This is a genomic window from Phocaeicola barnesiae DSM 18169 = JCM 13652, assembly GCF_000374585.1.
In the GTDB taxonomy this organism is placed as follows: domain Bacteria; phylum Bacteroidota; class Bacteroidia; order Bacteroidales; family Bacteroidaceae; genus Phocaeicola; species Phocaeicola barnesiae.
This window is the reverse complement of record NZ_KB894645.1, coordinates 200,896-226,961: the sequence shown is the minus strand read 5'-3', so window position 1 is coordinate 226,961 and position 26,066 is coordinate 200,896. Positions and strand designations below refer to the sequence as shown.

21 protein-coding genes are annotated in these 26,066 nt (G+C 44.7%); 12 read left to right on the top strand and 9 right to left on the bottom strand.

The genetic code is table 11. The annotated features are described in order from the left end of the window. Positions 1–101: 101 nt before the first annotated feature. The 3 genes from C510_RS0104885 to C510_RS0104875 all read right to left on the bottom strand — a co-directional run bounded on the left by C510_RS0104885 (position 102) and on the right by C510_RS0104875 (position 4,424). The gene (locus tag C510_RS0104885; protein WP_018710217.1) at positions 102–911 is read right to left on the bottom strand and encodes a DUF3108 domain-containing protein; all 810 of its coding nucleotides are present in this window, start codon (positions 909–911) and stop codon (positions 102–104) included. After that, positions 908–2,839 carry an Ig-like domain-containing protein gene (locus C510_RS0104880; protein WP_018710216.1) on the bottom strand — a complete coding sequence of 644 codons (1,932 nt, stop codon included), beginning with the start codon at positions 2,837–2,839 and terminating at the stop codon, positions 908–910. The genes C510_RS0104885 and C510_RS0104880 overlap by 4 nt, the downstream gene beginning before the upstream one ends. Positions 2,840–2,921: 82 nt before the next feature. Continuing rightward, positions 2,922–4,424, bottom strand: a complete 1,503-nt coding sequence (locus C510_RS0104875; protein ID WP_026320107.1) for a GH3 auxin-responsive promoter family protein — start codon at positions 4,422–4,424, stop codon at positions 2,922–2,924. Between the two features lie 145 nt (positions 4,425–4,569). Here C510_RS0104875 and C510_RS0104870 point away from each other — a divergent pair, with 145 nt between their 5' ends. The 3 genes from C510_RS0104870 to C510_RS0104860 all read left to right on the top strand — a co-directional run bounded on the left by C510_RS0104870 (position 4,570) and on the right by C510_RS0104860 (position 9,270). Then, the gene (locus C510_RS0104870) at positions 4,570–5,580 is read left to right on the top strand and encodes an ATP-dependent 6-phosphofructokinase (RefSeq protein ID WP_018710214.1); all 1,011 of its coding nucleotides are present in this window, start codon (positions 4,570–4,572) and stop codon (positions 5,578–5,580) included. Positions 5,581–5,742: 162 nt separating this feature from the next. Next, entirely contained in the window at positions 5,743–6,939 is a 1,197-nt protein-coding gene (locus tag C510_RS0104865; protein WP_051086614.1) for an esterase, read from the top strand. Between the two features lie 6 nt (positions 6,940–6,945). Continuing rightward, entirely contained in the window at positions 6,946–9,270 is a 2,325-nt protein-coding gene (locus tag C510_RS0104860) for a glycoside hydrolase family 3 protein (protein ID WP_018710212.1), read from the top strand. Between the two features lie 85 nt (positions 9,271–9,355). On the opposite strand, the gene bglX is transcribed toward C510_RS0104860, so the two are convergent. The 4 genes from bglX to C510_RS0104840 form a co-directional block, all read right to left on the bottom strand. Next, positions 9,356–11,644: a beta-glucosidase BglX gene (bglX, locus tag C510_RS0104855; protein ID WP_026320105.1), complete on the bottom strand. Its 2,289-nt coding sequence runs from the start codon at positions 11,642–11,644 to the stop codon at positions 9,356–9,358. An 89-nt stretch (positions 11,645–11,733) separates the two neighbouring features. Continuing rightward, positions 11,734–12,714, bottom strand: a complete 981-nt coding sequence (rnc, locus tag C510_RS0104850; protein WP_025892215.1) for a ribonuclease III — start codon at positions 12,712–12,714, stop codon at positions 11,734–11,736. A gap of 3 nt (positions 12,715–12,717) precedes the next feature. Beyond that, positions 12,718–13,983 (bottom strand): beta-ketoacyl-ACP synthase II, encoded by a 1,266-nt coding sequence (gene fabF, locus C510_RS0104845; RefSeq protein ID WP_018710209.1) that lies wholly within the window; start codon positions 13,981–13,983, stop codon positions 12,718–12,720. A 10-nt stretch (positions 13,984–13,993) separates the two neighbouring features. Continuing rightward, a complete protein-coding gene (locus C510_RS0104840; RefSeq protein ID WP_007560723.1) occupies positions 13,994–14,230 on the bottom strand; it encodes an acyl carrier protein in 237 nt (78 codons plus the stop codon). A gap of 584 nt (positions 14,231–14,814) precedes the next feature. On the opposite strand from C510_RS0104840, the gene C510_RS0104830 reads away from it, so the two are divergent. From C510_RS0104830 to C510_RS0104815, 4 genes are read left to right on the top strand one after another with little or no spacing between them, the layout of a single operon-like run. Beyond that, positions 14,815–16,002 carry an OmpA family protein gene (locus tag C510_RS0104830; RefSeq protein WP_026320104.1) on the top strand — a complete coding sequence of 396 codons (1,188 nt, stop codon included), beginning with the start codon at positions 14,815–14,817 and terminating at the stop codon, positions 16,000–16,002. Positions 16,003–16,018: 16 nt separating this feature from the next. Next, positions 16,019–17,194: a hypothetical protein gene (locus C510_RS0104825; protein WP_018710204.1), complete on the top strand. Its 1,176-nt coding sequence runs from the start codon at positions 16,019–16,021 to the stop codon at positions 17,192–17,194. Positions 17,195–17,240: 46 nt separating this feature from the next. Next, a complete protein-coding gene (locus tag C510_RS0104820; RefSeq protein ID WP_025892217.1) occupies positions 17,241–17,957 on the top strand; it encodes a porin family protein in 717 nt (238 codons plus the stop codon). 11 nt (positions 17,958–17,968) lie between these two features. Then, entirely contained in the window at positions 17,969–18,340 is a 372-nt protein-coding gene (locus C510_RS0104815; protein ID WP_162160979.1) for a lipocalin-like domain-containing protein, read from the top strand. A 65-nt stretch (positions 18,341–18,405) separates the two neighbouring features. Here the strand turns inward: C510_RS0104815 and pdxB are convergent, their stop codons facing one another. Next, positions 18,406–19,416, bottom strand: coding sequence for a 4-phosphoerythronate dehydrogenase PdxB (gene pdxB, locus C510_RS0104810; RefSeq protein ID WP_018710201.1), 1,011 nt, complete (start codon positions 19,414–19,416; stop codon positions 18,406–18,408). Positions 19,417–19,584: 168 nt separating this feature from the next. Between pdxB and glf the strand changes: the two genes are divergently transcribed. Genes glf through C510_RS0104790 form a run of 4 tightly spaced genes read left to right on the top strand, consistent with a single transcriptional unit; the run spans position 19,585 to position 23,071 of the window. Then, positions 19,585–20,697, top strand: a complete 1,113-nt coding sequence (glf, locus tag C510_RS0104805) for a UDP-galactopyranose mutase (protein ID WP_018710200.1) — start codon at positions 19,585–19,587, stop codon at positions 20,695–20,697. A gap of 2 nt (positions 20,698–20,699) precedes the next feature. After that, positions 20,700–21,416 (top strand): glycosyltransferase family protein, encoded by a 717-nt coding sequence (locus C510_RS0104800; protein WP_025892219.1) that lies wholly within the window; start codon positions 20,700–20,702, stop codon positions 21,414–21,416. A gap of 10 nt (positions 21,417–21,426) precedes the next feature. After that, complete coding sequence (locus C510_RS0104795; protein WP_018710198.1) at positions 21,427–22,167, top strand: lipopolysaccharide kinase InaA family protein; 741 nt, start codon at positions 21,427–21,429, stop codon at positions 22,165–22,167. Positions 22,168–22,174: 7 nt separating this feature from the next. Beyond that, positions 22,175–23,071, top strand: a complete 897-nt coding sequence (locus tag C510_RS0104790; protein ID WP_025892220.1) for a glycosyltransferase family 2 protein — start codon at positions 22,175–22,177, stop codon at positions 23,069–23,071. 83 nt (positions 23,072–23,154) lie between these two features. Here the strand turns inward: C510_RS0104790 and C510_RS0104785 are convergent, their stop codons facing one another. Beyond that, a complete protein-coding gene (locus C510_RS0104785; RefSeq protein WP_025892221.1) occupies positions 23,155–24,996 on the bottom strand; it encodes an ABC transporter ATP-binding protein in 1,842 nt (613 codons plus the stop codon). Positions 24,997–25,141: 145 nt separating this feature from the next. On the opposite strand from C510_RS0104785, the gene C510_RS0104780 reads away from it, so the two are divergent. Further along, positions 25,142–26,047: a lysophospholipid acyltransferase family protein gene (locus tag C510_RS0104780; protein ID WP_018710195.1), complete on the top strand. Its 906-nt coding sequence runs from the start codon at positions 25,142–25,144 to the stop codon at positions 26,045–26,047. Positions 26,048–26,066: the final 19 nt, after the last annotated feature.

The following is a 26,066-nucleotide window of genomic DNA, read 5'->3' as shown; positions in this document are numbered from 1 at the left end:
TAAAATTCTTCAGCACAAAAATTTCCCCTGAAGAAAACCGTCGTAGTTCTCTTCAGGGGAACAAAAGGATATGAAATACGTCTATCTCCGAAAGGAGGAGGTCATTTCTTACTGATGATGGAAGTCAGCGGATATTTGTTGCCTTTGATGTTGGTCAGGAAGGCTTTGGCTGAACCGAAGTTCAAATACATATCCAGGCGTACCGGAAGGTGGTTACGGTCGTCGGTTACATAGAAAGTGATGACTTCCTTTTCTTCGTTGTCTTTGTATTCTACCAGTGAGAAGACCAGGCAGCGGTAGGTAACATCGTTTTCTGCCTTGTAGTTCTCTTTTCCCCGGTAGATAAGGGTCTGTTTCTCGATTTCCCTGCCGGTAGCCATTGAGAAGAGGATTTTCTGCCCCGGTTTATATTGGGAGGCATCGTATGAGCGTGCCTGCAGAAGGATACTCAGCATATCGTATACGCAGACACCCATTTCGTCATGGCGCTTGTTCGTTTCGCCCCGTAAGGTACGCTGTTGGTCGACAATACATTTCCCGTTCCGGTAGCTGAAGTTCACTTCATCGATGGAGTATCTTTTCCCTTCTTCAGCGGCTTTCCGGAAAAAAAGCGGAATCAGGTCGTTTGTGGTGATACATGTCAAGGTATCTCTCATCTTGAACCAACGGTCAGCCCGTTTGTTGGTGAATGTAAGCAGGTCGGTCTGCAGACATTCCTTACCTTTGTATTCTGTCTGATGGACATTCATCTGCGCCCATCCTACATTGAACCAGATGAATTTCCAGTTGAACTTCAGTTCGTATGAAAGTGTTTCACCGGGTTTGATGGCATCATTGAAGGCGCCACATTGTGCTTTTGCTGTCAGCCCTCCGATGAGAAGGCATAGACAAATCATCCATTTCTTCATCATGTTGTTCTTCCTAATTTACGGGCCCGTTCTTTATTCAGGTCCTTGACTTTTTTGGCTTCATCGGGTTTCTGTTTCTTTATTTCATCCAGCTTCTGTTTGTCGGGCGGGGTACTCTTCAGGTCCCATGTCTCTTCAAAATCGAAGTTGGCTTTCATTTCCCATACTTTGGGGAAGTAGTAGACTTCCTCCGGCTGGATTTTGTTTTTGTAGTCGCCGGTATCCCACTTCCCGTTGTTATTCGTGTCGTTAAACAAGCGGATGTAGTATTTTGTACTCGGTTGCAGGAAGTAGAAATCGCACGTATGCTTGTCGCTGACCGGCTGCTGGCGAATGACTGCGTCATTGGAGTTCAGGAGTTGTACGATGGCGTGTGGTCCTTCTCCCCGAATGTTCAGGTACAGTGTACCGTATTCGGACAATGCCTTGATTTTTATCTTATTTTCTACTTTATCGGTATGCAGACCGTATAATCCTTGGATGGCCATGGAGTCTATCTTGAGCTGGTATTCCTGCTCTGGTTGCCAGTCGGCCAGTATCTGATACTGTCGGGGAAGCACTGTGTCTGCCTGAAACAGGAAAGGAATGTCTTGCCAGACAGAATCTACCATGACGGCCAGGTGGAAGGCACTGGTGTCAATCCGTTCTACAGGTTCCTCGAATTTCAGTACGACATTCCGGTTGATATCCATTGAAGACGGGGCGTCTACCGTCATCTGAAGGAATTCGGTCTTGGCCACTTCGAGGGTATCTCCTTGCTTGGCTTTCTTTTTCTGTTCTTTTTCTGCTTTTTTCCGTTCTTCTTCAGCCAGCGCCATCCGACGTTTCTTATCGATTTTGTTGGTCATACGGAGTGTATCGGTCTTCGGGACCAATTGGCCGAGGGTATCTGTCGCCAGATAGGTCAGTTGCAGTGTCAGTGTATCGCGTTCGCACAGAGTCGTATCCCTCAACCAGTATCGGATGGTATCGTTACCGGCTGTCTTTTCGATGACAAAAGCATCCTTGTCGTCGAAGTCCAGGCCTTTGATGGTAGGAAGGGTATCGGCTTTAGCGCTGAAGTACAGCGAGAAGCGGTTCAGCTGTTCACGCTCGCTCTTGGCCAGGTACTGAAGGGTATTCTCTTCCTTGAAAGCGCGCAGGATGATATTATCCGGAAGGAACCGGGTATATTTCACTTCCCGTATGGTATCGAAGTGCAGGGAGTCGTTTTCGTGCCAGATAGTGTCCTGGCGGACGGCTCCTTCCATGCTGGGGATGATGAGTGAATCCAGATACGCTATCGCTTCGGTCTTTGAATCGAACAGGTAATTCTGGTTCCCGTCCATCAGTGCATAGATACGGTATTTGCCCGGAGCAACACCTTTGATGGTGAAATGTCCGCGGCTGTCTGTACGTGAAATACGGTCGAAAGGCAGTGTTGTGAAAGCCGAATCGTTCAGGTTGCGGTGAAGGCCGACCTGAATTCCTTTGATGGGCTCCAGGTCTTGCGCGTTCAGTACGGTACCGGATACTTCCATGGTATCGATGGTAGAACCGGTAGAGAATGCATAGGCAAAGTTCCCCATCGGATTTCCTTCGTTATTATCTACGATGGCATCGCCAAAATCGATGGTATAAGTTGTATTGGCTTTCAGTGTATCAAAGAATTCTACAACCACGTTGCGTCCGCTTGTTTTTACTTCCGGACTCTCATTCTGAGGAGGCGAGATGATAACCTTCTCCGAAGCGTTCTCCAGTTTGATGTATTCATCGAATTCGATGGAGATTTTCTTACGGGTGTTGTTGGTCGCATTCGGCTCAGGGGTAGCTCGCACGAACTTCGGAGGAGTCTCGTCATACGGCCCACCGTCGGGAGTCCCTTGGCTGGCGCATGCATAAAACCCAATCAGTACAAGTAGGATGGCAATATATTTCGGAATCGGTTTCATGTATAATCAGGTGGTTTTATCAATAGCTAGTAGAAACAGGGATTCACAAAGAAGGGAAATTTTTGTGAATCCCCGTAGTTTTTTAATTTAATTTCAACATTTCTTCGATATACTCACGATTGTTGCTCAGACGGGGTACTTTATGCTGGCCTCCCAGTTTTCCTTTCTGTTTCAGCCAGTCGTGGAAAAGTCCCGGACGGGCTACGATGATTTCCAGCTCCTGGAGGGTGATGTCCTTGTGCCGTTTGGCTTCGTAATCGGAATTGATTTCCTGTAAGGCTGTATCCAGTATGTGACGGAATCTTTCGATGGAATCCGGCATCACACTGAACTCGATGAGCCATTGGTGACGGCATTTGGCATTTGCGTCCATGAATACCGGAGCGGCCGAATATTCCAGCACTTGCGCTCCTGTTTCCTGGCAGGCACGTGCCAGCCCTTTTTCGGCATTGTCGACCATCAGCTCTTCACCGAAGGCGTTGATGAAATGTTTGGTACGGCCGGAGATGATGAACTTGTACGGGTCTTTCTGGGTGAACCGTACGGTATCTCCCAACATGTATCGCCAGAGGCCGCAGGAAGTACTGATGAGCATGGCATAGTTCTTTCCCACCTCTATGCCCCAAAGCGGGACAACATTCGGCTTCGGGCTGTCCAGTTCATCCATGGGGATGAATTCGTAGAATACATCGTAATCTATCATCAGTGTCATGGCGGGGTCATGCAGGTCGCTTTGCAGGCCGAAGAAACCTTCGCTGGCATTGTAGGTTTCCATGTAGTGCATCTTGTCACTCGGAATCAGTTGCTTGTACTGTTCACGGTAAGGAGTGAAGCAGACGCCTCCATGGAAGAATACTTCCAGGTTCGGCCATACCTCATTCAAATGTTTGGCACCGGTCTTTTCCAAAATACGCTTGATGACAGCCAGCATCCACGAAGGGACTCCTGACAGGTTGGTTACATTCTTGTGGATGGTGGTTTCGGCAATGCGTTCCACCTTTTCCTCGAATTCGCTTAGCAATGCGATTTCCTTGCTCGGTACGCGGATGAGATTGACCAACGGGTTGATATTCTGTATCAGAATGGCCGAAAGGTCACCCACCAGACTATCCTTTACATTGTAGTTCGGGCTGTGACTTCCGCCTAGAATCAATCCTTTTCCGGAAAAGAACCGGCTTTCCGGATTTTCCCGTAAATACAAGGCTACCGCGTCTATACCTCCACGATAGTGGATATTTTTCAGTCCTTCCGGACTGACCGGAATGAATTTGCTCTTGTCATTGGTTGTTCCGGATGACTTGGCATACCAGATGACTTTACCCGGACACAAAACATCTTTCTCTCCATGACGCATACGGTCGATATAGCCTTTGGCATCTTCATAGGTCTGGATGGGTACATGCTGGAAATCAGCATACTTTTTGATTTGTGTATAGGTATATTTACGCCCCCATTCGGTTGCGCTGGAATGCTCTATCAGTTTATGGAATATGCTGTTCTGAATCGCTTCTGCCTGAGTGGCATACAAATCGATCTCTTTTTGTCTGGAACAGAATAAGTTCCTTATTAATTTCGTTGAATTCATCGGTTGTAACGTTTCAATCCTTATCCGTGCAAAGGTAGGGTATTTCTATTTAAATTAGAGGTATGCCTTATTATTTTTTTCGTAATATAGGTATTTCAGCACATTTTTGTATACCTTTACGTTACAATCTCAATAGGGAAGAAATATGAAGATAGGAATTTTAACTTCTGGTGGTGACTGTCCGGGTATCAACGCCACAATCCGTGGGGTTTGTAAGACAGCTATCAATCATTATGGAATAGAAGTATACGGTATCCATAACGGATTCCGGGGTTTGTTGGACGACGATATCACGCCGTTGACTGAAAACTCATTGACCGGTCTGTTGAATATGGGAGGAACCATTTTAGGAACCTCGCGTGAGAAACCGTTCAAGCGTCGGATGAGTCCGGCCTCGGAGGATAAGCCTGCCATGATGTTGAATACTATCCGCAACCGTGAACTGGACTGTATTGTGTGTATCGGTGGAAACGGAACACAGAAGACTGCAGCAAAGCTGATGGAATCGGGGGTGAATGTGGTTTCAATTCCTAAAACCATCGACAATGATGTATGGGGTACTGATATTTCGTTCGGTTTCGATTCGGCTGTTTCCATTGCAACAGAGGCTATCGACCGCTTGCACTCTACAGCGAGCTCGCATCAGCGGGTGATGGTGATTGAGGTGATGGGTCACAAGGCCGGTTGGATTGCTTTGCATTCCGGTATGGCCGGTGGAGGAGACATTATTCTGCTTCCGGAGATTCCGTACGATATTCATCGGATAGGTGATACCATCATCAACCGTCTGAAGAAAGGGAAACCTTACTCCATCGTAGTAGTGGCCGAAGGTATCCAGACGATGGAAGGGAAAAAAGCAGCCCAGTATATAGCCGAAGAGATAGCTTATGAGACAGGTTTCGAAACGCGTGAAACGGTATTGGGGTATATCCAGCGGGGAGGAAGCCCTACTGCTTTCGACCGTAATCTGGCTACCCGCATGGGAGGCCATGCAACGGAACTGATAGCACAAGGCCTGTTCGGACGGATGATTGCATTGAAAGGCGACCGTATCGATTCGGTTCCTTTGGGTGAAGTGGCTGGTAAACTGAAGTTGGTGACACCAGACCATGACCTGATTCTGCAAGGCAGGCGGATGGGAGTCTGCTTCGGTTAAGTCAAAATTAGTGTTTGCATGTTACAGCGTATGGAGAAATCTGATTGATTCCATACGCTGTAATTTTTTGTGCCTGTCCATTTAAAAAACTGATGATAAATTATCTACGTAAGCAAAATGTATCTTACTTTTGTATACACATGAAAAACATAAATCCGTATGATGAACAAGAAGATTTTTTCTATTTTTTGTTTGGGAGTAATGGGTATACTGCCTTGTGTAGCACAACAAGCGCTTTGGGGAGGATCTGATATCGTATCGCCGGAGTTACAGGAAGATGGACGCGTTACTTTCAGAATCTATGCTCCAGAGGCCCGGACAGTTGAGGTGCAGGGTGATTTTTTGGCGACACAGTTGTATGAAACTCCTTTTGGAAAAACGGCGGGGCCGGGCAGGGCTGCCTTGCACAAGGATGAGAATGGCCTTTGGACTTATACTACTGATTCGTTGGCTTCGGAATTGTATTGTTATACGTTCCGTGTGGATGGTTTGCAGGTAGCGGATCCAAACAATGTATTCCAGCTTAGGGATGTCGCGACTATCTCCAATTATTTTATTATAGGTAACGGTTGTGGAGACATTTACAAGGTACAGAATGTCCCACACGGAACACTGATCAAGGAATGGTATGATAGTCCAACCCTCGGTGGTGAACAGCGCCGGATGACTATTTATTTACCTGCCGGTTACAATAAAAATCAGGATACATATCCGGTACTTTATCTGTTACACGGTTCCGGTGGGGATGAAAATGCCTGGAGTGAATTGGGAAGGTTGACTCAGATTCTGGATAATCTGATAGCACAAGGGAAAGCCCGACCGATGTTGGTTGTAATGCCCAATGGAAATGTTTCTCAATCGGCGGCTCCAGGAGAGGCTTCCGGACCAATGGTCAAGCCTTCACTGACTGAGTCCCGCAGAAAGAATGGGGAATTTGAACGTTCCTTCCCAGACATTGTCAATTATGTAGAACAGCATTATAGGGTCATAAAAGAAAAACATGGTCGTGCCTTGGCCGGACTTTCTATGGGTGGCTTCCATACGTTGTATATTTCTGCCAATTATCCGGATATGTTCGATTACATAGGTTTGTTTTCTGCGGCGAATACCGTAGAAAAAGAAAGTGAAATGTATCAGGACCTGGAGGGCAAGTTGCAGACATTGTTCGCCGGTCATCCGAAATTGTATTGGATAGGTATCGGGAAAGAAGATTTCTTGTATGAAAAGAATAAAGCATTGCGCGCTATGCTGGATGCCAACCAATATCCTTATACGTATTATGAAAGTGAAGGTGGACATATCTGGAAGAATTGGCGCATCTATCTGAGCCGTTTCCTGACCGAATTGTTTGTTAAATGATAAGCTATGAAACCGAAGAATCACAGTATTGCTATATGGGCCATAGGATTGGCTATGACCTATAGTGCCTGCACGACACCGCAGAAATGGAGTGAAGAGTCGAAAGAAGGGTATGTAAGAGTTACGCAGAAAGGGGGAGCAACATTGGGATATGCTCCTTCTTCGGGAGTGAAACTGATTGAAGACGACGGGTATGTCTTTAAAGACTTGAACCGGAACGGAAAACTGGACAAGTATGAGGACTGGCGTTTGGGGTTTGAAGAGAGGGCTATCGATCTGGCTTCCCAACTTTCAGAGGAAGAGATTGCCGGCCTGATGTTGTATAGTGCTCATCAACAGATACCTGCTCAATCAAGTGGATATGGAGCTTCTACCTACAACGGGAAAACGTTGGAGGAAAGCGGAGCGAAGCCTTCCGACCTGAGTGATGAGCAGAAAGCTTTTCTGAAGGATGATAATCTGCGTGCTGTGCTGATTACTAAGGTGCAGAGCCCGGAGGTTGCTGCACAGTGGAACAACAATGTGCAGGCTTACGTGGAAGGTATGGGGCATGGTATTCCTGCTAATAACAGTTCTGACCCGCGGCATGAAACTACAGCCAATGCGGAATATAATTACGGGGCAGGAGGAGAGATTTCCCAATGGCCTACTTCGTTGGGACTGGCTGCTACTTTCAGCCCGGAACTGGTGAAACGCTTCGGACAGATTGCTTCCAAAGAATATCGTGCCTTAGGTATTACTACGGCTCTTTCTCCACAGGTAGATCTGGCGTCTGAGCCCCGTTGGACGCGTTTTACCGGTACATTTGGTGGAGATCCTGATTTGACGACTGATTTGGGAAGAGCTTATATCGATGGCTTCCAGACTTCAGACGGGGAAGCAGAGATAGCAGATGGATGGGGGTATGAGAGTGTCGTAGCAATGACCAAGCATTGGCCGAGTGGAGGACCGGAAGAAGGAGGAAGAGATGCGCATTATAACTATGGAAAGTATGCTGTTTATCCAGGAAATAATTTGGCAGATCATCTGCAACCTTTTGTAGAGGGAGCCTTCAAACTGGATGGGCCGACAAAGACGACAGGAGCTATCATGCCTTATTATACAATTTCTTATGGAATTGATCCTTCCGGGAAAAATGTCGGAAATAATTTCAGCAAGTATATATTGACAGATTTATTGCGTGAAAAGTATCATTTCGACGGCATTGTCTGTACGGACTGGATGGTAACAGCAGATAATAAGGCTATTGATTCTTTCGATGGAAAATGCTGGGGAGTAGAGGAGTTGTCGGTGGTACAACGTCATTATGAGGCTTTGAAAGCCGGTGTAGACCAGTTCGGTGGGAATAATGATATGAAACTTGTATTGGCAGCGTTTGCTTTGGGAGTCAAGGAGTTCGGCCAGCAGGCATGGGACAAGCGAATCAGAGCGTCTGCACGCAGGTTACTGCTTCCGATGTTCCGTACCGGATTGTTCGAAAATCCGTATCTGGATCCGGCCGAAACAAAGAAACTGGTAGGTAACCAGGATTTCATGAAGGAAGGGTATGATGCACAAGTCAAATCATTGGTTATGCTGAAGAATAAGCATCATGTACTTCCATTGAAAAATCAGCAATTGAAGGTATATGTGCCGAAACGTTACTTTCCGCCTGTGGCAGATTTCTTTGGAAATAAGACAAAGGATTATTGGGACTATCCGGTCAGCCTGGAGTTGGTAAGTCATTATTATCAGGTGGTAGATAGTCCGTCGGAGGCTGATTTTGCGCTAGTCTTTATACAGGGACCGATGAGTGGCACAGGATACGATGCTGCAGATGTGAAGAAGGGTGGAAACGGCTATGTTCCTATCAGCTTACAGTATAATGATTATGTAGCATCTGCTGCCCGTGCTGAGAGTGTAGCCGGAGGAGACGCGAAAGAGGATTTTACGAACCGCAGTTATCGAGGTAAGTCTGTCAAGACTGCCAATAAGAGTGATTTACTGTTGGTAGAGGCTACAAAGCAGAAAATGGGAGCCAAGCCTGTTATCGTCGTGTTGGCGGCGACACGTCCGGTTATTGTGGAATTTGAAAAGTCGACCGATGCTATCCTGGTAAGTTTCGGAACCAGCAATCAGCCTGTGCTGGATATTGTCAGCGGTAAAGCTGAACCTTCGGGATTGCTTCCGTGTCAATTCCCGAAAGATATGAAGACGGTAGAGGAACAAAAGGAAGATGTACCCCGAGATATGATTCCTTATGTTGATAGTGAAGGTCATACGTATGATTTTGCTTACGGCATGAACTGGAAAGGTGTCATTCAGGATGAACGGGTACAGAAGTACAAGTAAGAATCTGTTAGGATTCAAATAGAGCAGAAAGGGTGTATAAGTCCACGCACTTATACACCCTTTGTATTAGGATAAATTATTGTCGTTATTTCAGTGTAAAGTTTACAGGTTTTACATCGTGGCTGTTCGGACCAATCATTACCTGGAATTCTCCCGGTTCATATACATATTCCAGATTGGAATTGTAGAATTTCAATTGTTCCGGAGTGATTTCGAATGAAACGGTCTGACTTTCTCCCTGCTTCAGATGGATACGTTGGAAGCCTTTCAGTTCCTTTACCGGACGTACAATACTTCCTACCAGGTCGCGGATATAAAGCTGAACGATTTCATCGGCATCATACTTTCCGGTATTTTTTACAGTGACAGAAGCCGTGATACTGCCTTGCTTGTCCAGTGTCGTAGAACTTAATGTAACGGGACTGTAACTGAAGCTGGTATATGACAGGCCGTAACCGAATGGATACAAGGGCTCATTCGGACAGTCGATGTAGCTGGTCTTGAATTTACTGAACCAGCTTCCTTCTGCCAATGGGCGTCCGGTATTGAATGAGTTGTAATGGATAGGAACCTGTCCTACTGTACGTGGAAAGCTGGTCGTCAGTTTTCCGCTTGGGGAATAATCACCGAAAATAACATCAGCAATGGCATCGGCTGTTTCGCTGCCGCCGAACCATACATTCAGAATGGCCGGAATGTGTTCCTGTTCCCATGTCAATACAGTCGGTCTGCCTGCAAAATTCAACAGGACAATGGGTTTATTGGTTTTCAGCAAGGCTTTGAGCAAATCTCTTTGGGCATCGGGCATCTCCAATTGGGTACGGCTGCTGCATTCGCCGCTCATCTCGGAGGATTCTCCCAAAGCAGCTACGATGATATCTGCCTGGTTGGCTACTTCCAGTGCTTCCTTCAGCATTTCTTCGTCACTCCGGCTGTCTCTGGTTTCATCGGCAAAAGAACAGGCGTTTTTCTGGAGTTGCGCGTCATACATCAGGTTACTTCCTTTCGCATAGAGAATTTGTGCTTTGCCGGCTACCGCTTTCTGCAAGCCTTCCAGCAGTGTGGAGTATTTACTGGTTACTGCTGCAACGCTCCATGTACCCGGCATATTGGCTCTTGTATTGACCAGCGGGCCAATCAGGGCTATCTTACCGCTCTTTTTCAGAGGCAATGTCTGTTTCTCGTTTTTCAGCAGGACAAATGATTCACGGGCGAGTTTCCGTGCCGCTTCTCTGTGTGCAGCCGTAAAGATATCGGTGGCTCTCCGTTTGGAATCACAATATTTGTAGGGGTTTTCGAAGAGTCCGGCTTTGTATTTGGCTTCCAGTATACGTCTGCAGGCCTGGTCGATATCAGCTTCCGTAACCTTCCCCTCTTTCACTGATTGAGCTAATGTGACTAAGAATCCATCGGATACCATATCCATGTCAATTCCAGCTTTCAAGGCCAGAGCTGATACCTGCTGGAGGTCTCCCATGCCGTGGGCAATCATTTCGGCCATTCCTGTATAATCGGTTACTACGAAACCTTTGAAGTTCCACTGGTTGCGTAACACTTCTGTCATCAGCCATCGGTTACCGGTAGCCGGTATACCATCTACCGTATTGAAGGAAGCCATTACGCTGGCAGCACCGGCTTCTACAGCGGCTTTGTAAGGAGCGAAGTATTCGTTATACATGCGCAGACGGCTCATGTCTACGGTATTGTAATCGCGGCCCGCATCAGGCGCACCATAAAGTGCAAAGTGCTTTACACAGGCCAGAATCTGGTCGTTGCCTTTCATATCACCTTGGTATCCTCTGACCATGGCTTCGGCAATGCGGGACCCTAGATACGGATCTTCTCCGCTACCTTCGGCAATTCTTCCCCATCGTGCATCCCGGCAAATGTCTACCATCGGACTGAAAGTCCAGCAGATTCCATCGGCGCTTGCTTCTGTGGCGGCAATGTGTGCCGACTGCTCGATACCTTTCAGATCCCATGAACAGGACATGGCCAATGGAATCGGGAAAACCGTTTCATACCCATGTATGACATCCATACCGAATAAAAGAGGGATTCCCAATCTGCTCTTTTCCACAGCCAGTTTCTGTAATTCTTTGATACGGTCTACTCCTTTCAGGTTGAGGAGTCCGCCTACTTTTCCGGTTTGGATGGAGGCGGCAATGTTACTGCTTTGGGCTTCTCCGGTGATAATTTCTCCGGTTGCAGGTAGGTTCAACTGGCCGATTTTCTCTTCCAGGGTCATCTTGTCCATAAGACCTTGGATGAACTGATCCATTGTCTGTTGTTCTTGTTGAGAGGATTGGGCTCTCGTCGAAATGCTCATGGAAACTGCCATGAGCGTTAAAACTGAAAATTTAGAGAATCTCATAGTAGTTGTTATTTTAGATTGTAGACTTCTATAAAATGACATAAGGTTGTATCAGAATGGATGTCGTTACGTTCTGATACAACCTTATGTTAAACCTTTGTGGTTTCTTCGGATATTTTATCCGTCTGTTCGGTTGTCATAAAGGCAGCCTCTTCGGCTTCGTTGATGATTCGTTCTATATCATCGTATTTTTCTGTAGGTATTTCTTCTTCTACAGCTACAGCCGTAAGGGTGACCCCTTGAGGCTCTACAGGTTGAATTGCATCGGACGTTCCGGTTGCGGCTGGGTTTTCGGCCTGTTCACGGCTTGCCTTCGCTGCAAAGATAGCGTCGATGAATTTAGGATCATTCTTAATCATGCCCATTGTCTGATGGGCAGCTTCTTGTTGGGACTCCTTCTTCGAGTAACCTTTCCCTCGTCCTCCGGCAACATTTTCTACCATGACGACAGTCTCAAAAATCGGATTCTGGCTCTCATCGACAGTTTGTCCGGCTATCTGGAATTCCACTTCAAATTTGTTCTTCTGGCTCCATTCGATCAGTTTCGACTTGAAGTTGACTTCTTTGCGTGAAATCTTTTCCAGGTTCAGGTATTTCCCGATAATCCGCTCTTCCATGAATTTCTTGCATGCCCGATAGCCGCGGTCCAGATAAATGGCACCGATAAGTGCTTCGAACGCATTTCCACACATGTAACTGTTGTGTGAAGACTGGCGGGTGGTGTATTTTATCAGTTTATCAAGTCCGATTTCTACAGCCACGCGGTTCAGTGTTTCACGCTGTACAATCTTAGAGCGGGTATTGGTGAGGAAGCCTTCGCGTTTTCCTTCGAATTTCTTGTAGACAATGTCGGCTACAATGGCATCCAGAATGGCATCGCCCAGAAATTCCAGCCGTTCATTGTTCAGCAGATGTCCTTTTTCCTTGACAGAAGATGATTTATGCAGCAAGGCTTGTTGGTAGATGTCAATGTTTCGTGGATAAAATCCCAACATCCTATAAAAACAAAGATAAGGCTCCTTATCCTTCCGGAAGAGAAGTCTTATCTTATCTGTAATATTGTCAAACACAGTTTATTCGGTGTATTTTTTAACGATTACACATGCATTGTGACCACCAAAACCAAATGTATTGCTCAATGCTGCACGAACCGTACGGTGCTGTGCTTTATTGAATGTGAAGTTCAGGTTATAATCAATGTTTTCATCATTGTCGCCTTCTTCATGATTGATGGTAGGAGGTACAACGTCGTTCTTTACAGACAATACGCTGGCAATAGCTTCTACTGCTCCTGCTGCTCCCAGCAAGTGACCAGTCATAGACTTGGTAGAGCTGATGTTCAGTTTATAGGCGTGTTCTCCGAAAAGAGCCTGAATAGCTTTTACTTCTGAGATATCACCTACAGGAGTAGAAGTTCCATGTACGTTGATGTAGTCAATATCTTCTGGTTTCAGGCCAGCATCTTCCAGTGCACTTGACATCACCAGTTTCGCACCCAGACCTTCCGGATGAGAGGCTGTGATATGATAAGCATCGGCAGATGCACCGGTTCCAGCCAATTCAGCGTAAATTTTAGCACCGCGTGCTTTAGCGTGTTCCAGTTCTTCCAGAATCAGACAGCCAGCACCTTCACCCATTACAAAACCGTCACGGCTTGCGCTGAACGGACGTGAAGCATGTGTCGGGTCGTCATTCCGTGTAGACAAGGCGTTCATGGCGTTGAAACCACCTACCCCTGCAGGGAAGATAGCAGCTTCTGCACCACCGGTAACAATCATGTTGGCTTTTCCCAAACGGATGTAATTAAATGCATCGGCAATGGCGTTTGAAGAGGAGGCACATGCTGAAGTGGTAGTGAAGTTAGGACCATGGAATCCGTAAATCATGGAAATCTGTCCGGATGCGATATCTGCAATCATCTTCGGGATGAAGAACGGATTGAAACGAGGACCGATGGTGTCTTTGGTCTGTGCATAGTTTATCACTTCTTCTTCGAAGGTATGGATGCCACCGATACCCACTCCGAAAATGACACCGATTCTGTTTAAGTCTTCTTTTTCTACATCAATTCCAGCATCGGTTACGGCTTCTTTCGCTGCGGTGATGGCATATTGTGTATAGAGGTCCATCTTGCGTGCTTCTTTGCGGTCGATGAAATCGGTTGCATTGAAGTTCTTTACTTCGCAGGCGAACTGAGTCTTGAACTTGGATGCGTCAAAATGAGTAATAGGTCCTGCTCCGCTTACTCCATTCACGAGGTTTTCCCAAAATTCAGGAACTGTATTACCTACCGGAGTGAGCGCACCAAGACCTGTTACTACTACTCTTTTTAATTCCATAAAGAATTAATTATTTTGCGTTAGCTTCGATGTAAGAGATAGCGTCGCCTACAGTCTGGATCTTTTCTGCCTGATCATCAGGAATAGAGATACCGAATTCTTTTTCGAATTCCATGATCAATTCTACAGTATCCAATGAGTCTGCACCCAGATCGTTTGTGAAGCTAGCAGTAGCAACAACTTCTGATTCTTCTACACCCAGTTTATCAACGATAATCTTCTGTACTTTTGATGCGATTTCAGACATAATTTTCAATTTTTAAGTTTATAAATAGAATATTTTGTTTTATTTTTCGGTGCAAAGGAATAAATATTTCTTGTTCTAAGCAAATATTCAGGCAAATAAATGCGGTTTTTTGCACAATTTTATAGGTTATGTGCACGCGAAAGTCTTGAAAACAGGCAAATCCGAGCCTCTTCGGCGTATGGATTGATTAAGGGTTGACTTTCTGCATTGTATGAATATGCACTTGGAGATATAGCTTGCTCTATCTTTTTTATTATTTCCTTCTCAGTGGATAATCTCCCCGTAGCTGTTCGAAGCGTTCCGGATGAGCACGCAGGGCCTCGTAGTCCCGGTGGGGATTGTATTGCTGCAAGATGCGGATTTCTTTGTTGATTTTTTGAGTGAAGAGGGCCCTAAGGGTAAAATGATTGGTTCCTTTTTTTGTTCTGAAACTTAAATTCAATATTTTTTTATTCCTAATAATCTTTGTTTTTATTCATATAGTCTTTCTTTTGTATGTAATAGTAACAGATGTATATTTCTCTGCTTTGAGAAATTTGATGATTTCTTTAAATTTGTATAAAAACATAAATAAACTTTGAATTATGGTGTACAAGAGATTATTATTTGTTTTGCTCTCCATTTTGTGTTTACAATCGTTTGCACAGATGACGTCTGATCACATTTATATAGGCGTTAAAGGAGGGATGGGAATGTCATGGGCCAGTTATTCTGAATTGGAGAACCGTAGTCCGAAGATGAACTCTGGTTTTGTAGGAGGTGTTTTTGCTGAATTTGAATTTGGTGATAGTCGCCTGTTTTCTATTCGTCCGGAGGTAGATTGGTTGGTTAGGGGTACTAAAATAAATGACAGTGATTTAGATTATCACTTAAAAGCCAAATATGTAGATATTCGTCTTCCATTCATTTTTAATTTTGGAGATTATGAAGGCATACGTCCGTATGTGTATGCTGCACCGATTGTAGGGTTTGTACGTGGCGGTGACATCACCTTGAGTGATGCTACAGGAGATTATAAGATAGATGTATCTAAAGCTAATATGGCAGATACTTATGTAGCGGGAGCTATCGGAGCGGGTGTGAAGTTCCCTATTGCATTGAACCAAGATAAACGGTTATTGTTAGCATTAGAGGCTAACTATCAGTATGGTTTTACTGATACGTATAGTAGTATGGAAAAGGATGGTCAGTCTATCGCTTTGAATCGTCCGGTCTATGATATTCAAGGTAATCGTAAATTGCATGGCTTTGAAATAACAGCCTCCGTTTCAGTTCCGTTAAGTATTTTCAAGAGAGCCCCAAAGAAGAAAGTAGAGCCGGTATATATTCCAGAACCTGTGGTTGTTAAGGAAGAGCCTGTGGTAGAAGAAAAACCTTGTTATACATTGGAAGAAATTATGGAATTGCTGGGTAAAGGGCAGTCAATTTCAGGAAAAACAATTTGTGCTATCGATGTCATTAACTTTGAATTTGATAAGAGTACCATCAAAAAAGAATCATATCCTTATCTGGATAAGATAGCACGTCTGATGAAAAATACTCCGATTCACATCATTGTAAAAGGTCATACAGACAATGTGGGTAATGCCGATTATAACATGAAACTTTCGAAAGCACGTGCAGAGGCTGTTTACAATTATTTATTGGAAGCAGGAGTTGATAAAAGTCATCTGACTTATGAGTATTATGGTATGACCAGACCTATTGCTACAAACGATACCCCGGAAGGACAATTGATGAATCGTCGTGTAGAATTTGAAATCACCGAATAATGTGGAGGATTGGATTATGAAGAATGTATATACAAGCATTAGATATTTTATGGTTTTCTTACTTGTTGCATGTATATCATCATGTAACAAGGATGGGTTGACAACTCTTGTTATTGAAGACGGACAGCCCAGTGTCGCACAGATGATCATCGGTCAGTGGACTCCGGATCATGTGGAATGGGCCGATGAAGATGGAAATGTATTGGAGCGCCCTGAGATGCCTGATATTCCTGATTTGAATTTTGATGAAGGAGGAACCGGTACATTCGGTGGAAACGGGTCTGGTAGTTTTGATTGGACTGTCGATGAAGGTCTTAATGACGGTATGGGCAGTGGCTATCATGGAGAAGGACCATCCATTACGTTTGGTGGTGAAAGATGGTATATTTTCCAGCTGACCAAAACTATACTCATCATCTATCGGATAACAGACCGGTACGTTATTATTTACTATTATTACCGTGTAGGAGAGTATGAGGGGGCGGAACCAACTCCGGAACCAAGTAGTGCATTGATTTCTGAAATCCGTGCAACTACTACTTATGAATCGGGAAGTAAAAGTAGTACAACCACATATCGATTCTCTTACGATGACCAAGACCGTATACAGAATTATAGTATTGATAACGGGAACTATACCTATGAGTGGGCCTATCGTTATAATGGGTCGGAAGAAGTATATGTAACTGGTAGTGAGTCATACAAAGCTTATATTAGCAAATTTGGAATTCAATCATTATATAGTTTATCTTCTGCAGCGTCCAAGGAAGTCCTGGTTGCAACCTCTGTATATGATGAGAATGGTTATTTGCAGACGCTAAACAATAATGTCTTTGGTTATGAACATAATAATCTGGTAGAATTAAATTGTCGTGGTTCAATCTATAATTATGAATATTCAGATGAGAAGAATGATGCAAATCTTGATTTGAATTGTATAATTTCCAATTGTAGTGAGTATGAGTATGATTATAGCCATTTCTCTTTATTTGCGCCCTTTGGATTCTATGGAGAACGTTCGGCAAACATGATATCAAGAATGGATTTTGGACAATATGCTGATGGATATTATGTGTATTCTTATGAAAGAGATTTACAAGGTCGTATTGACACTATCACTTGTTATTGTATGGATAAGTGGAATGAAGGTAATGTATTCAATTCTACGGTTTATGAGATTTTTTATGAATAAAATAGTTTTCTGTTGATTGAGTATTAACCCTATAAATTTATGTATTATGAAGAAGTTTAAGTTTTTTGTGTTGTTGGCTTTTATGGGTTTGGCAACCACAGCTTTTGCAGAATCTGCTGATTCTGAATCATCCAGTTGTACTATATCAACCAGCAGTTCGTTTGATGCTACTTCAGTAACAACTGATGGTTGGAGTCGTATCTATGTATCGTATACTCCTTCAAAAATGAAGTTTGATGACAGTGATGACGATATTAAGTTTAAGGGATTTACTGTTGGTTGGTTGAGAGGGTTTGGACTTACACAGAGTTTACCTTTGTATATGGAGGCTGGTGCAGGTATCCAATATCGGAGTTATAAAGATGAAGATTCAGAATCTTATGGCGGTTATGAGTATAGTTATTCCGAGAAACTCACTATGCTATCATTGAACATTCCTTTAAATCTATTGTATCGGTTTAATGTTACGGATGATTTTTCCATCAGCCCATATTTCGGATTGGATTTTCGCATTAATCTTTTAGGAAAGAATAAATACGAAGAAACAGGTTATGGCGAAACAGATTCTGAAGATTGGAACTTGTTTGATGATGATGATATGAATGGCGAACCTTGGAAACGTTTTCAGGCAGGCTGGCATATTGGTGTAGGTCTGGATTATCGTGCTATTCATTTGGGAGTTGAATATGGAACCGACTTCAACGAAATTGTTGATGAAACGAAATTTGCGACAACATCAGTTACTTTAGGTTTTAATTTCTAAACTTGTGAATGATGAAAACTCTTAGATTATTTGGATTGTTCTGTCTGTTTGCTGTTATGATATTGGGAACAGCAGGTTGTTCGGATGACGATGAGGAACTGGGTAGTTCGATTGTAGGAGCTTGGCAGTCGGAAATACATACCTATCGTATATGGGTCTTTATGAGTAACGGGGAAGTCGTATCTGAAGACGAATATGGTACTTATCATTTAAACGGGAACCGTTTATATATTACGTGGACAGATGGATATGGTGATTATGAGGAGGCTTTCCTCATCGTTGAGCTGACATCTGACACTATGGTACTTGACGAATTGGATGATGATGGGATTGCTCATGATGATCCGGAAACATATCGGAGGATAGACATGGAAAATGACTGATTCAGTCTTATTCTATAAAAAAGTCTGTGGATAAATCTGATGATTGATCCGCAGACTTTTTTTTATTATTCCCTTCTCAGTGGATAATCTCCCCGTAGCTGTTCGAAGCGTTCCGGATGAGCACGCAGGGCCTCGCAGTCCCGGTGGGGATTGTATTGCTGCAGGATGCGGATTTCTTCGTTGGGGTCGTAGGCATCGTGAGGAGTTTCAGTAGGCGCGATCTTGAAATTCATTTCTTTCCCGAAGAAGCGGCAATAAGCTTCCAGTACCATGCGGGTAGCATTGGCCTTGCCGTCTGCCGAATAACCGGCAATGTGCGGGGTGCCGATGAAAACCTTGTCCAGCAGTTCCCGGTTGATGTCCGGTTCGTTCTCCCATACATCGATGACTGCTCCGGAAATCGTTCTTTCGTTCAGGGCTGTCAGGATAGCTTGAGTGTCAATGACCTCACCCCGTGAGGTATTGATGATGTAAGGCCTTTTCTTCAACTGACGGAAGAAGTCATTGTCTGCCAGATGAAAAGTTTTATAGATACCCTCCTTTATAAGTGGCGTATGGAAGCTAATGATGTCACATTCTTCTGCTATCTGCTGCAGGCTGCAAAAGTCTTCTTCTCCCTGGTCGGCTCGGGGAGGGTCATTATGGAGGACACGCATGTTCAGATGCTTGGCCAGCCGGTCGATGCGGCTTCCTACATGGCCTACTCCTACGATACCCAGGCATGAATGCTGTAAATCGATTCCTTTTTCGCGTTGGAGTAATTGTAGAACGGCGTGAATGTATTGTTCCACAGCTCCGGCATTGCACCCCGGGCAATTGCTCCAGGTGATACCTGCCTCTTTACAATACTCTGTATCGATATGATCGAACCCGATGGTAGCGGTACCGATGAATTTGACACGGCTTCCTTCCAGCAGTTGGCGGTTGCACTGTGTACGGGTACGGGTGAGCAAGGCATCCGCATCTTTGACGATTTCGGGAGTGAAGGCTTTTCCCGGAAGGTATATCACTTCATCGGCCAGTTGCTCGATGATTCCCTGGATGTAAGGGATTTTGTTGTCTACGATTACTTTCATGTTGCCCTTTATGGAATTGGAATGGCAAAGGTAAAAAAAAACAGTGTCCGGTAGGTCCGTTCAGGCGCTTTTTTGGCGTTTATTTTGCCGTGATACTTTCTTTCGGACTTCATGGAACATGATAAATCCTATTTTATTCCTATCTTTGTCCCATAAACATGATTGCTGATGAAACAATATGACTATCTGATTGTTGGAGCCGGTCTGTTCGGCGCAGTCTTTGCTCATGAAGCAACGAAGCTCGGGAAACGCTGTCTGGTAATCGATAAGCGGGAGCATCGTGGAGGGAACGTATATTGTGAGGATGTGGCAGGTATCCATGTACATAAGTATGGAGCGCACATCTTTCACACAGACAACAAGGAAATTTGGGAATATGTCAACCGGCTTGTAGAATTCAACCGGTTTACAAATGCTCCTTTGGCTTGTTTCGGAGGTAAACTTTATAACCTTCCGTTCAATATGAATACCTTTTATCAGTTGTGGGGAGTAAAGACACCGGCAGAGGCCAAGGCAAAGATAGAAGAGCAGCGTAGTCGTTATCAGGACATCGTAGAACCGGCTAACCTAGAGGAACAGGCGCTGAAATTGTGTGGCGAGGATATCTACAATTGCCTGATTAAAGGATATACGGAGAAACAGTGGGGCCGTTCGGCTACAGAACTTCCTCCTTTCATTATCAAACGGATTCCTTTCCGGTTTGTATTCGATAACAATTATTTCAATGATGCTTACCAAGGCATTCCCAAAGGTGGCTATAATGTTTTGATAGATAAATTGTTGGAAGATTCGGATGTACAGCTCGGTACCAATTATTTCGAAAACCGTGCCCATTGGGAGGATATGGCCGAGAAGACTTTGTTTACCGGATGTATCGATGAATTCTATAACTACTGTTGCGGGGCATTGGAATACCGGAGTCTGCGATTCGAACAGCAACTGTTGGATATGGAAGATTTCCAGGGAAATGCTGTAGTCAATTATACGGAGCGGGAGATTCCTTATACCCGAATCATTGAACATAAACATTTTGAGTTCGGTAATCAGCCGGTAACCGTCGTTACGTATGAGTATCCGGACAGTTTCGGTCCCGGGAAAGAACCTTATTATCCGGTAAATGATGCCCGTAACTCAGAAATATTCAGCAACTATCAGGAGTTGGCCCGGAAGGAGGAAAAGATTCTGTTCGGAGGACGTCTCGCCCAATATACGTATGCCGATATGGATGATACGATAGAGGCTGCCTTAAAACTGTGCAAAGAAGAACTACAAACTATATGAGCATGAAAAGTCTGCATATTATCACACCAGTTAAAGATTCTATCGAGTTTACTTTGGAAACGGTAAAAGCGATTCTGGAATCGGAACTGACTGTTCCTTATACATATACGGTATATAATGATTTCAGTACCGAAGAAAATACACGGATTCTGGAAGAGCAGTCGAAAAAGATGGGTTTCCGTTTGGTCAATTTGTCCGATTTGACTGACCATCCCTCACCGAATTATTTGTTGGTTCTTCAGAAGACCCAGCAGGAGGCCATCGAGGCAGATGCGGGGTTGTTGATTGTGGAATCGGATGTGGTAGTCAAGAAGGATACCCTGCAGGGCTTGTTCGATGGCGCATCGGCCCGTCCGGATTGTGCGATTGCCGCTGCGGTTACAGTCGATGAGGCTGGAATCATCAATTATCCGTACCTGCATGCCAAAGGGAATGAAGGAAAGGTTTATCCGGAGAAGAAACATTGCAGTTTCTGTTGTTCCCTGTTGACACCTGCATTTCTGAAGGCTTTCGATTTCCATGAGTTGGATGCGACTAAAAACTGGTATGATGTAACGATTTCTCACGAAGCGCTGAAAAAAGGTTTTCAGAATTACCTGTTTACAGTGTTGCCTGTCTGGCATCGTCCGCATGGAAGCCGGCCATGGAAGCAGTTGAAGTATAAGAACCCGTTGAAATATTATTGGTTGAAATATACAAAGGGTCTGGATAAAATTTAAGCTGTAACGTATGAGTATTATAAATCATCAGACGCTGGTTCTGAGTCCGGACTGCGAACCGTTACGTGATTTTATGCTTTCTGTGCCGGAGCGTTTTGCCAAAGGCGAAGGTATTGTCATCCACAAAGGACGGAATGAGTTGAGGAAGATAACCTATCAGGGGAATACCTTTGTCATCAAGGCTTTTCATACCCCGAATATCATCAACCGTTGGGTATATGGTGTTTTCCGCCCATCGAAAGCCAAGCGTTCGTTTGTGCATGCCCAGATGTTTCTGAATATCGGAGTAGGAACTCCCCGTCCGGTAGGATACCTGAATATCCGTAAGGGACTGATGTTCGACCGGAGTTATTATGTGACGTATGAATCGCCTTGTCCATATACATACGAAGCCCTTTTCAAACAGAAATTTGATTATGAAGACGAGGTACTTCGGGCTGTCGGTGCTACGACAGCCTTGCTTCATGAACATGGCTATGCCCACAAGGATTACGGACGCGGTAACATTCTGTTCGGAAAGACGGAGCATGGAATAACCATCGAGATTGTGGATTTGAATCGGTTGGCTATCGGGCCATTGGATATGAAGGCTGGGTGCAAGAACCTGGAACGTCTGCCGGCTACTCCTCACATGCACCGGATACTGGCCGACGAGTACGCAAAGCGTCGCGGATTTGATGCCGAGGAGTGTTATAGACTGATGGTAGCGTACCGGAGTACACAACCGGGAAAGATTGACGGACTTTATTAAGATGCCTATGAATGTTGTTGCTGTAGTGGTTACCTATAACCGGAGGGAATTATTGAAGCGTAATTTGTCGTGCCTGAGAGCCAATCGGCCGGTTCAATCAATTGTGGTCGTTAATAATGGAAGTACAGACGGTACAACCGAATGGCTGAAAGAGCAGAAAGACCTGATTGTTATCCATCAGGAAAATGTCGGTGGGTCTGGCGGGTTTTATCGGGGCATTCAGCATGCTTTCCAGTTGGGAGCCGACTGGATATGGTGTATGGATGATGACGTTTTTCCGCGGGCTGACTGTATGGAACATCTGCTACAGCATGCTGACGATCCCTCTGTAGGTATTCTGGCTCCACGCCGGTTAATGGAAGGAAACATTTTCACCAATGATTTCCAGCAGGTAAATCTGACCAATCCTTTTGCCTCCATGTATCAGAAGAAACTGAAAAAGCAGCAGGTGGATGCGCCGGTTGAAATCTGTGGAACGGCATTCGAGGGGCTCTGCATCCGTCGGGAAGCGGTGGAGGCTATCGGACTTCCGAACAAGGATTTATTCATTTTCTGTGACGATACGGATTATTGCCTGCGTGCAGTCTTGGCCGGATATAAGATTCTGTATATTCCTTCGGCTTTGATGGACAAAGAGAAATTCTTCTCCAGCGATAACTGGGAACAACGCGGTAAGAAAAAGAAGTGGAAACGCTTCTATCAGATCAGAAACGCTGCTTATCTGAATCATCGGTATGGTAAAAACTGGGCCGTACGTTACCTGCGCAGTTTCCATGCAGTATTGGGATACATGGCGATAGCACTGGTGACAGCTCCTTTTAAGGATGTGTACACTTTGCGTGATGTAGCAAAATTCTGGAAAGCCTATCGGGATGGTGTCCGTGAGAAGTTAGGGAAATATTGATTGAATCTATCAGTGGAAAAAGTATCGGGCCGATATATCTGAGGAAGATATACCGGCCCGATGCGTATAATGTCTGTCAGGTTTTACAGAGCCTGCATGTCGTTCAGTCGTTTGTAATAACCGTTTTTGGCCAGCAGTTCTTCGTGCTTGCCGTTTTCTACGATTTGTCCTTCATACAGAACGTAAATCTGGTCGGCATTCTTGATGGTAGAAAGACGGTGGGCAATGGCAATGGTAGTACGTGTCTTCATCAACCGTTCCAAAGCTTCCTGTACCAGCCGTTCGCTTTCCGTATCAAGGGCGGAGGTAGCTTCGTCCAGGATGAGGATAGCCGGATTCTTCAGAATAGCCCGTGCGATGGAGATACGCTGGCGTTGGCCTCCGGAAAGCCGGCAGCCACGGTCTCCGATGTTCGTGTCATAACCTTGTTCGGATTCCATGATGAAATCGTGGGCATTGGCTATTTTGGCGGCTTCTATCACTTGTTCCTTGGTTGCATTTTCTACGCCGAAAGTGATATTGTTATAGAAGCTGTCGTTAAACAGGATGGCTTCCTGATTCACATAGCCTATCAATGAGCGGAGGTCGCTGATGGATACATCCTTGATATTGGTGCCGTCTATCAGGATTTCTCCTCCCTGTACGTCGTGGAATCTGGGCAACAGGTCGACAAGTGTTGATTTTCCGGAGCCACTCTGTCCTACCAGGGCAATGGTTTCTCCTTTCTTTATCCGCAGGTTAATATCTTTCAGCACCTGGTGTTGTCCGTTATAGCTGAAGGTGATATGATTGAATTGGATATCCTGGTCGAGAGCCGGCAGATGTTGAGGATGCTGCTTCTCTACAATCGGATTGTCGGCCTTTAAAATCTTGTCAACACGTTCCATGGAAGCCAATCCACGCGGTATCATGTAGCTGGCTTTCGAGAAGTCCTTCAACGGATTGATAATGCTGTAGAGAATAACCATGTAATAAATGAAGGTAGAGGCATCGATGGAGGAATTGTTTCCGAGAATCAGAGAACCTCCGAACCAAAGTACGATGACAATCAAGATGGTTCCCAGGAATTCGCTCATGGGGTGTGCCAATGCCTGGCGGATGGATACGCGGCTGGTAGCGTCACGATACTCGTTGCTGCATTTGTTGAACCGGTCAATCATTTTCTTTTCTGCCGTGAAGGCTTTGATGACACGCAGGCCGCCCAGTGTCTCTTCCAGTTGTGCCATGGTTTCTCCCCATTTCCCTTGAGCTTCGAGAGACTGTCTTTTCAGTTTACGGCCTATTTTTCCCATAATCCATCCCATGGTAGGCAGTACCAGCAGTGTGAACACTGTCAGCTGCCAGCTGATAATCATCAAGGTCGTAAAATAAGAAATAATCAGAATCGGGTTCTTCAGTAACATGTCCAGAGAACTGGTGATGGAGTTCTCTATTTCCGCTACGTCTCCACTCATACGGGCAATGATGTCTCCCTTCTTCTCTTCCGAAAAGAATCCTAACGGTAAGTAGGTTACCTTGGAATAGACCATGGTACGGATGTCGCGTACGATACCGGTGCGTAAAGGAACCATGACTGCTGTAGAGCCGAAATAACAGGCGGTTTTCAGAAAAGTCATTCCGGCCAGAAACAGACCGAGAAACAACAGGGTAGTAGTAGGTCCGTAGGTATCAATCAGCAGGTTGACGTAGTAATAGAAGTTGTTGATGGCTGTTTCTTTCAATGAATCGACAGACCATTCCCAGTCCATGTATTGATATACTTTCTCTTGTGCTCCGGTCTTGAACAGGATGTTCAGAATCGGAATCAATAGGGAAAAAGAGAACACATTGAAGATGGCCGAAAGTATGTTTAGAATGATAGCCCAGCTGACGTATTTCTTGTAAGGCGACACAAAGCGTCGCATGAGTTGGAGGAATTCTTTCATAATAGGGAATGTAACTGCTTGTATTCTGCAAAGATAGTGCAAAAAACTTTAGCTGCGACATCCTTTCTGTAAAAATTGAAGTTTACGTATCGGGAGGATTGTATATTTTTTGTAGCTTTGTCCTGAATTATAATCCGGTGTCCTGATGAAGTTTGTATATCACATATTATTCTTCCTGTTATATCTGTTGTCCTTGCTTCCGATGAGGCTTCTTTATCTGCTTTCGGACGGACTGTTCTTTCCTTTGTTTCATATCGTGAAATATCGTCGGAAAGTGGTCGAGAAACAGTTGGATGAGTGTTTCCCGGAAAAAAGTATGCAGGAAAGACGGGCTATAGAACGTCAGTTCTATCATTTCTTCTGCGATTATCTGGTAGAAGTCATCAAATTGTTCTCTATCTCGAAGAAGGAGATGATGCGCCGTATGAAGTTTGTCGGTATCGAGCAAGTGCGGGAAGAGTTGAAAGACAAGAAGTTCTGTTTTCTGTATTTGGGACATTACTGTAACTGGGAGTACATTGCTTCTTTATCTTATTGGTTGCCGGAGATTCACTGCGGACAGATTTATCACCGTATCTATAACCAGGCCTTTGATGAACTGTTTCTGAAACTGCGTGGACAGTTTGGAGGTGAGTCTATTTTGATGAAAGATACTCTCCGGAGAATTCTGACTTTACGTAACCAGGAGAAGAAGGTAATGATTGGATTCATTGCTGATCAGCTTCCCAAATGGGAGAACATGCATCATTGGACTACTTTCCTGAATCATGATACTTCTTTCTTTATAGGAGCCGAACGAATCGCCAAACAGGTGGATGCAGCGCTCTATTATGTAGACGTGGAACGTGTGAAACGTGGATATTATCAGGTCCGGTTCCGGCTGATGACATTGCATCCGAAAGAGTTCCCGGATTACGAATTGACAGACCAATATGCCCGTTTGCTGGAAGAGAGTATCTGCCGGCAGCCCGCGTATTGGCTTTGGACGCATAAGCGTTGGAAGCGGACAAAAGAGGAATGGTTGAAATGGCAACAGGAAAATTCCCGATGATGTAATGATTAAATGTAGT

What these genes read in the sequence shown, in the direction of transcription:
- glf (WP_018710200.1), top strand. Translation starts at nt 19,585, where the DNA reads ATGAAACAATATGACTATCTGATTGTTGGAGCCGGTCTGTTCGGCGCA.
- C510_RS0104795 (WP_018710198.1), top strand. Translation starts at nt 21,427, where the DNA reads ATGAGTATTATAAATCATCAGACGCTGGTTCTGAGTCCGGACTGCGAA.
- C510_RS0104865 (WP_051086614.1), top strand. Translation starts at nt 5,743, where the DNA reads ATGAACAAGAAGATTTTTTCTATTTTTTGTTTGGGAGTAATGGGTATA.
- C510_RS0104790 (WP_025892220.1), top strand. Translation starts at nt 22,175, where the DNA reads ATGAATGTTGTTGCTGTAGTGGTTACCTATAACCGGAGGGAATTATTG.
- C510_RS0104785 (WP_025892221.1), bottom strand. Translation starts at nt 24,996, where the DNA reads ATGAAAGAATTCCTCCAACTCATGCGACGCTTTGTGTCGCCTTACAAG.
- C510_RS0104820 (WP_025892217.1), top strand. Translation starts at nt 17,241, where the DNA reads ATGAAGAAGTTTAAGTTTTTTGTGTTGTTGGCTTTTATGGGTTTGGCA.
- C510_RS0104780 (WP_018710195.1), top strand. Translation starts at nt 25,142, where the DNA reads ATGAAGTTTGTATATCACATATTATTCTTCCTGTTATATCTGTTGTCC.
- fabF (WP_018710209.1), bottom strand. Translation starts at nt 13,983, where the DNA reads ATGGAATTAAAAAGAGTAGTAGTAACAGGTCTTGGTGCGCTCACTCCG.
- C510_RS0104870 (WP_018710214.1), top strand. Translation starts at nt 4,570, where the DNA reads ATGAAGATAGGAATTTTAACTTCTGGTGGTGACTGTCCGGGTATCAAC.
- C510_RS0104840 (WP_007560723.1), bottom strand. Translation starts at nt 14,230, where the DNA reads ATGTCTGAAATCGCATCAAAAGTACAGAAGATTATCGTTGATAAACTG.
- C510_RS0104815 (WP_162160979.1), top strand. Translation starts at nt 17,969, where the DNA reads ATGAAAACTCTTAGATTATTTGGATTGTTCTGTCTGTTTGCTGTTATG.
- C510_RS0104885 (WP_018710217.1), bottom strand. Translation starts at nt 911, where the DNA reads ATGATGAAGAAATGGATGATTTGTCTATGCCTTCTCATCGGAGGGCTG.
- C510_RS0104830 (WP_026320104.1), top strand. Translation starts at nt 14,815, where the DNA reads ATGGTGTACAAGAGATTATTATTTGTTTTGCTCTCCATTTTGTGTTTA.
- pdxB (WP_018710201.1), bottom strand. Translation starts at nt 19,416, where the DNA reads ATGAAAGTAATCGTAGACAACAAAATCCCTTACATCCAGGGAATCATC.
- bglX (WP_026320105.1), bottom strand. Translation starts at nt 11,644, where the DNA reads ATGAGATTCTCTAAATTTTCAGTTTTAACGCTCATGGCAGTTTCCATG.
- C510_RS0104860 (WP_018710212.1), top strand. Translation starts at nt 6,946, where the DNA reads ATGAAACCGAAGAATCACAGTATTGCTATATGGGCCATAGGATTGGCT.
- C510_RS0104825 (WP_018710204.1), top strand. Translation starts at nt 16,019, where the DNA reads ATGAAGAATGTATATACAAGCATTAGATATTTTATGGTTTTCTTACTT.
- C510_RS0104800 (WP_025892219.1), top strand. Translation starts at nt 20,700, where the DNA reads ATGAAAAGTCTGCATATTATCACACCAGTTAAAGATTCTATCGAGTTT.
- C510_RS0104875 (WP_026320107.1), bottom strand. Translation starts at nt 4,424, where the DNA reads ATGAATTCAACGAAATTAATAAGGAACTTATTCTGTTCCAGACAAAAA.
- C510_RS0104880 (WP_018710216.1), bottom strand. Translation starts at nt 2,839, where the DNA reads ATGAAACCGATTCCGAAATATATTGCCATCCTACTTGTACTGATTGGG.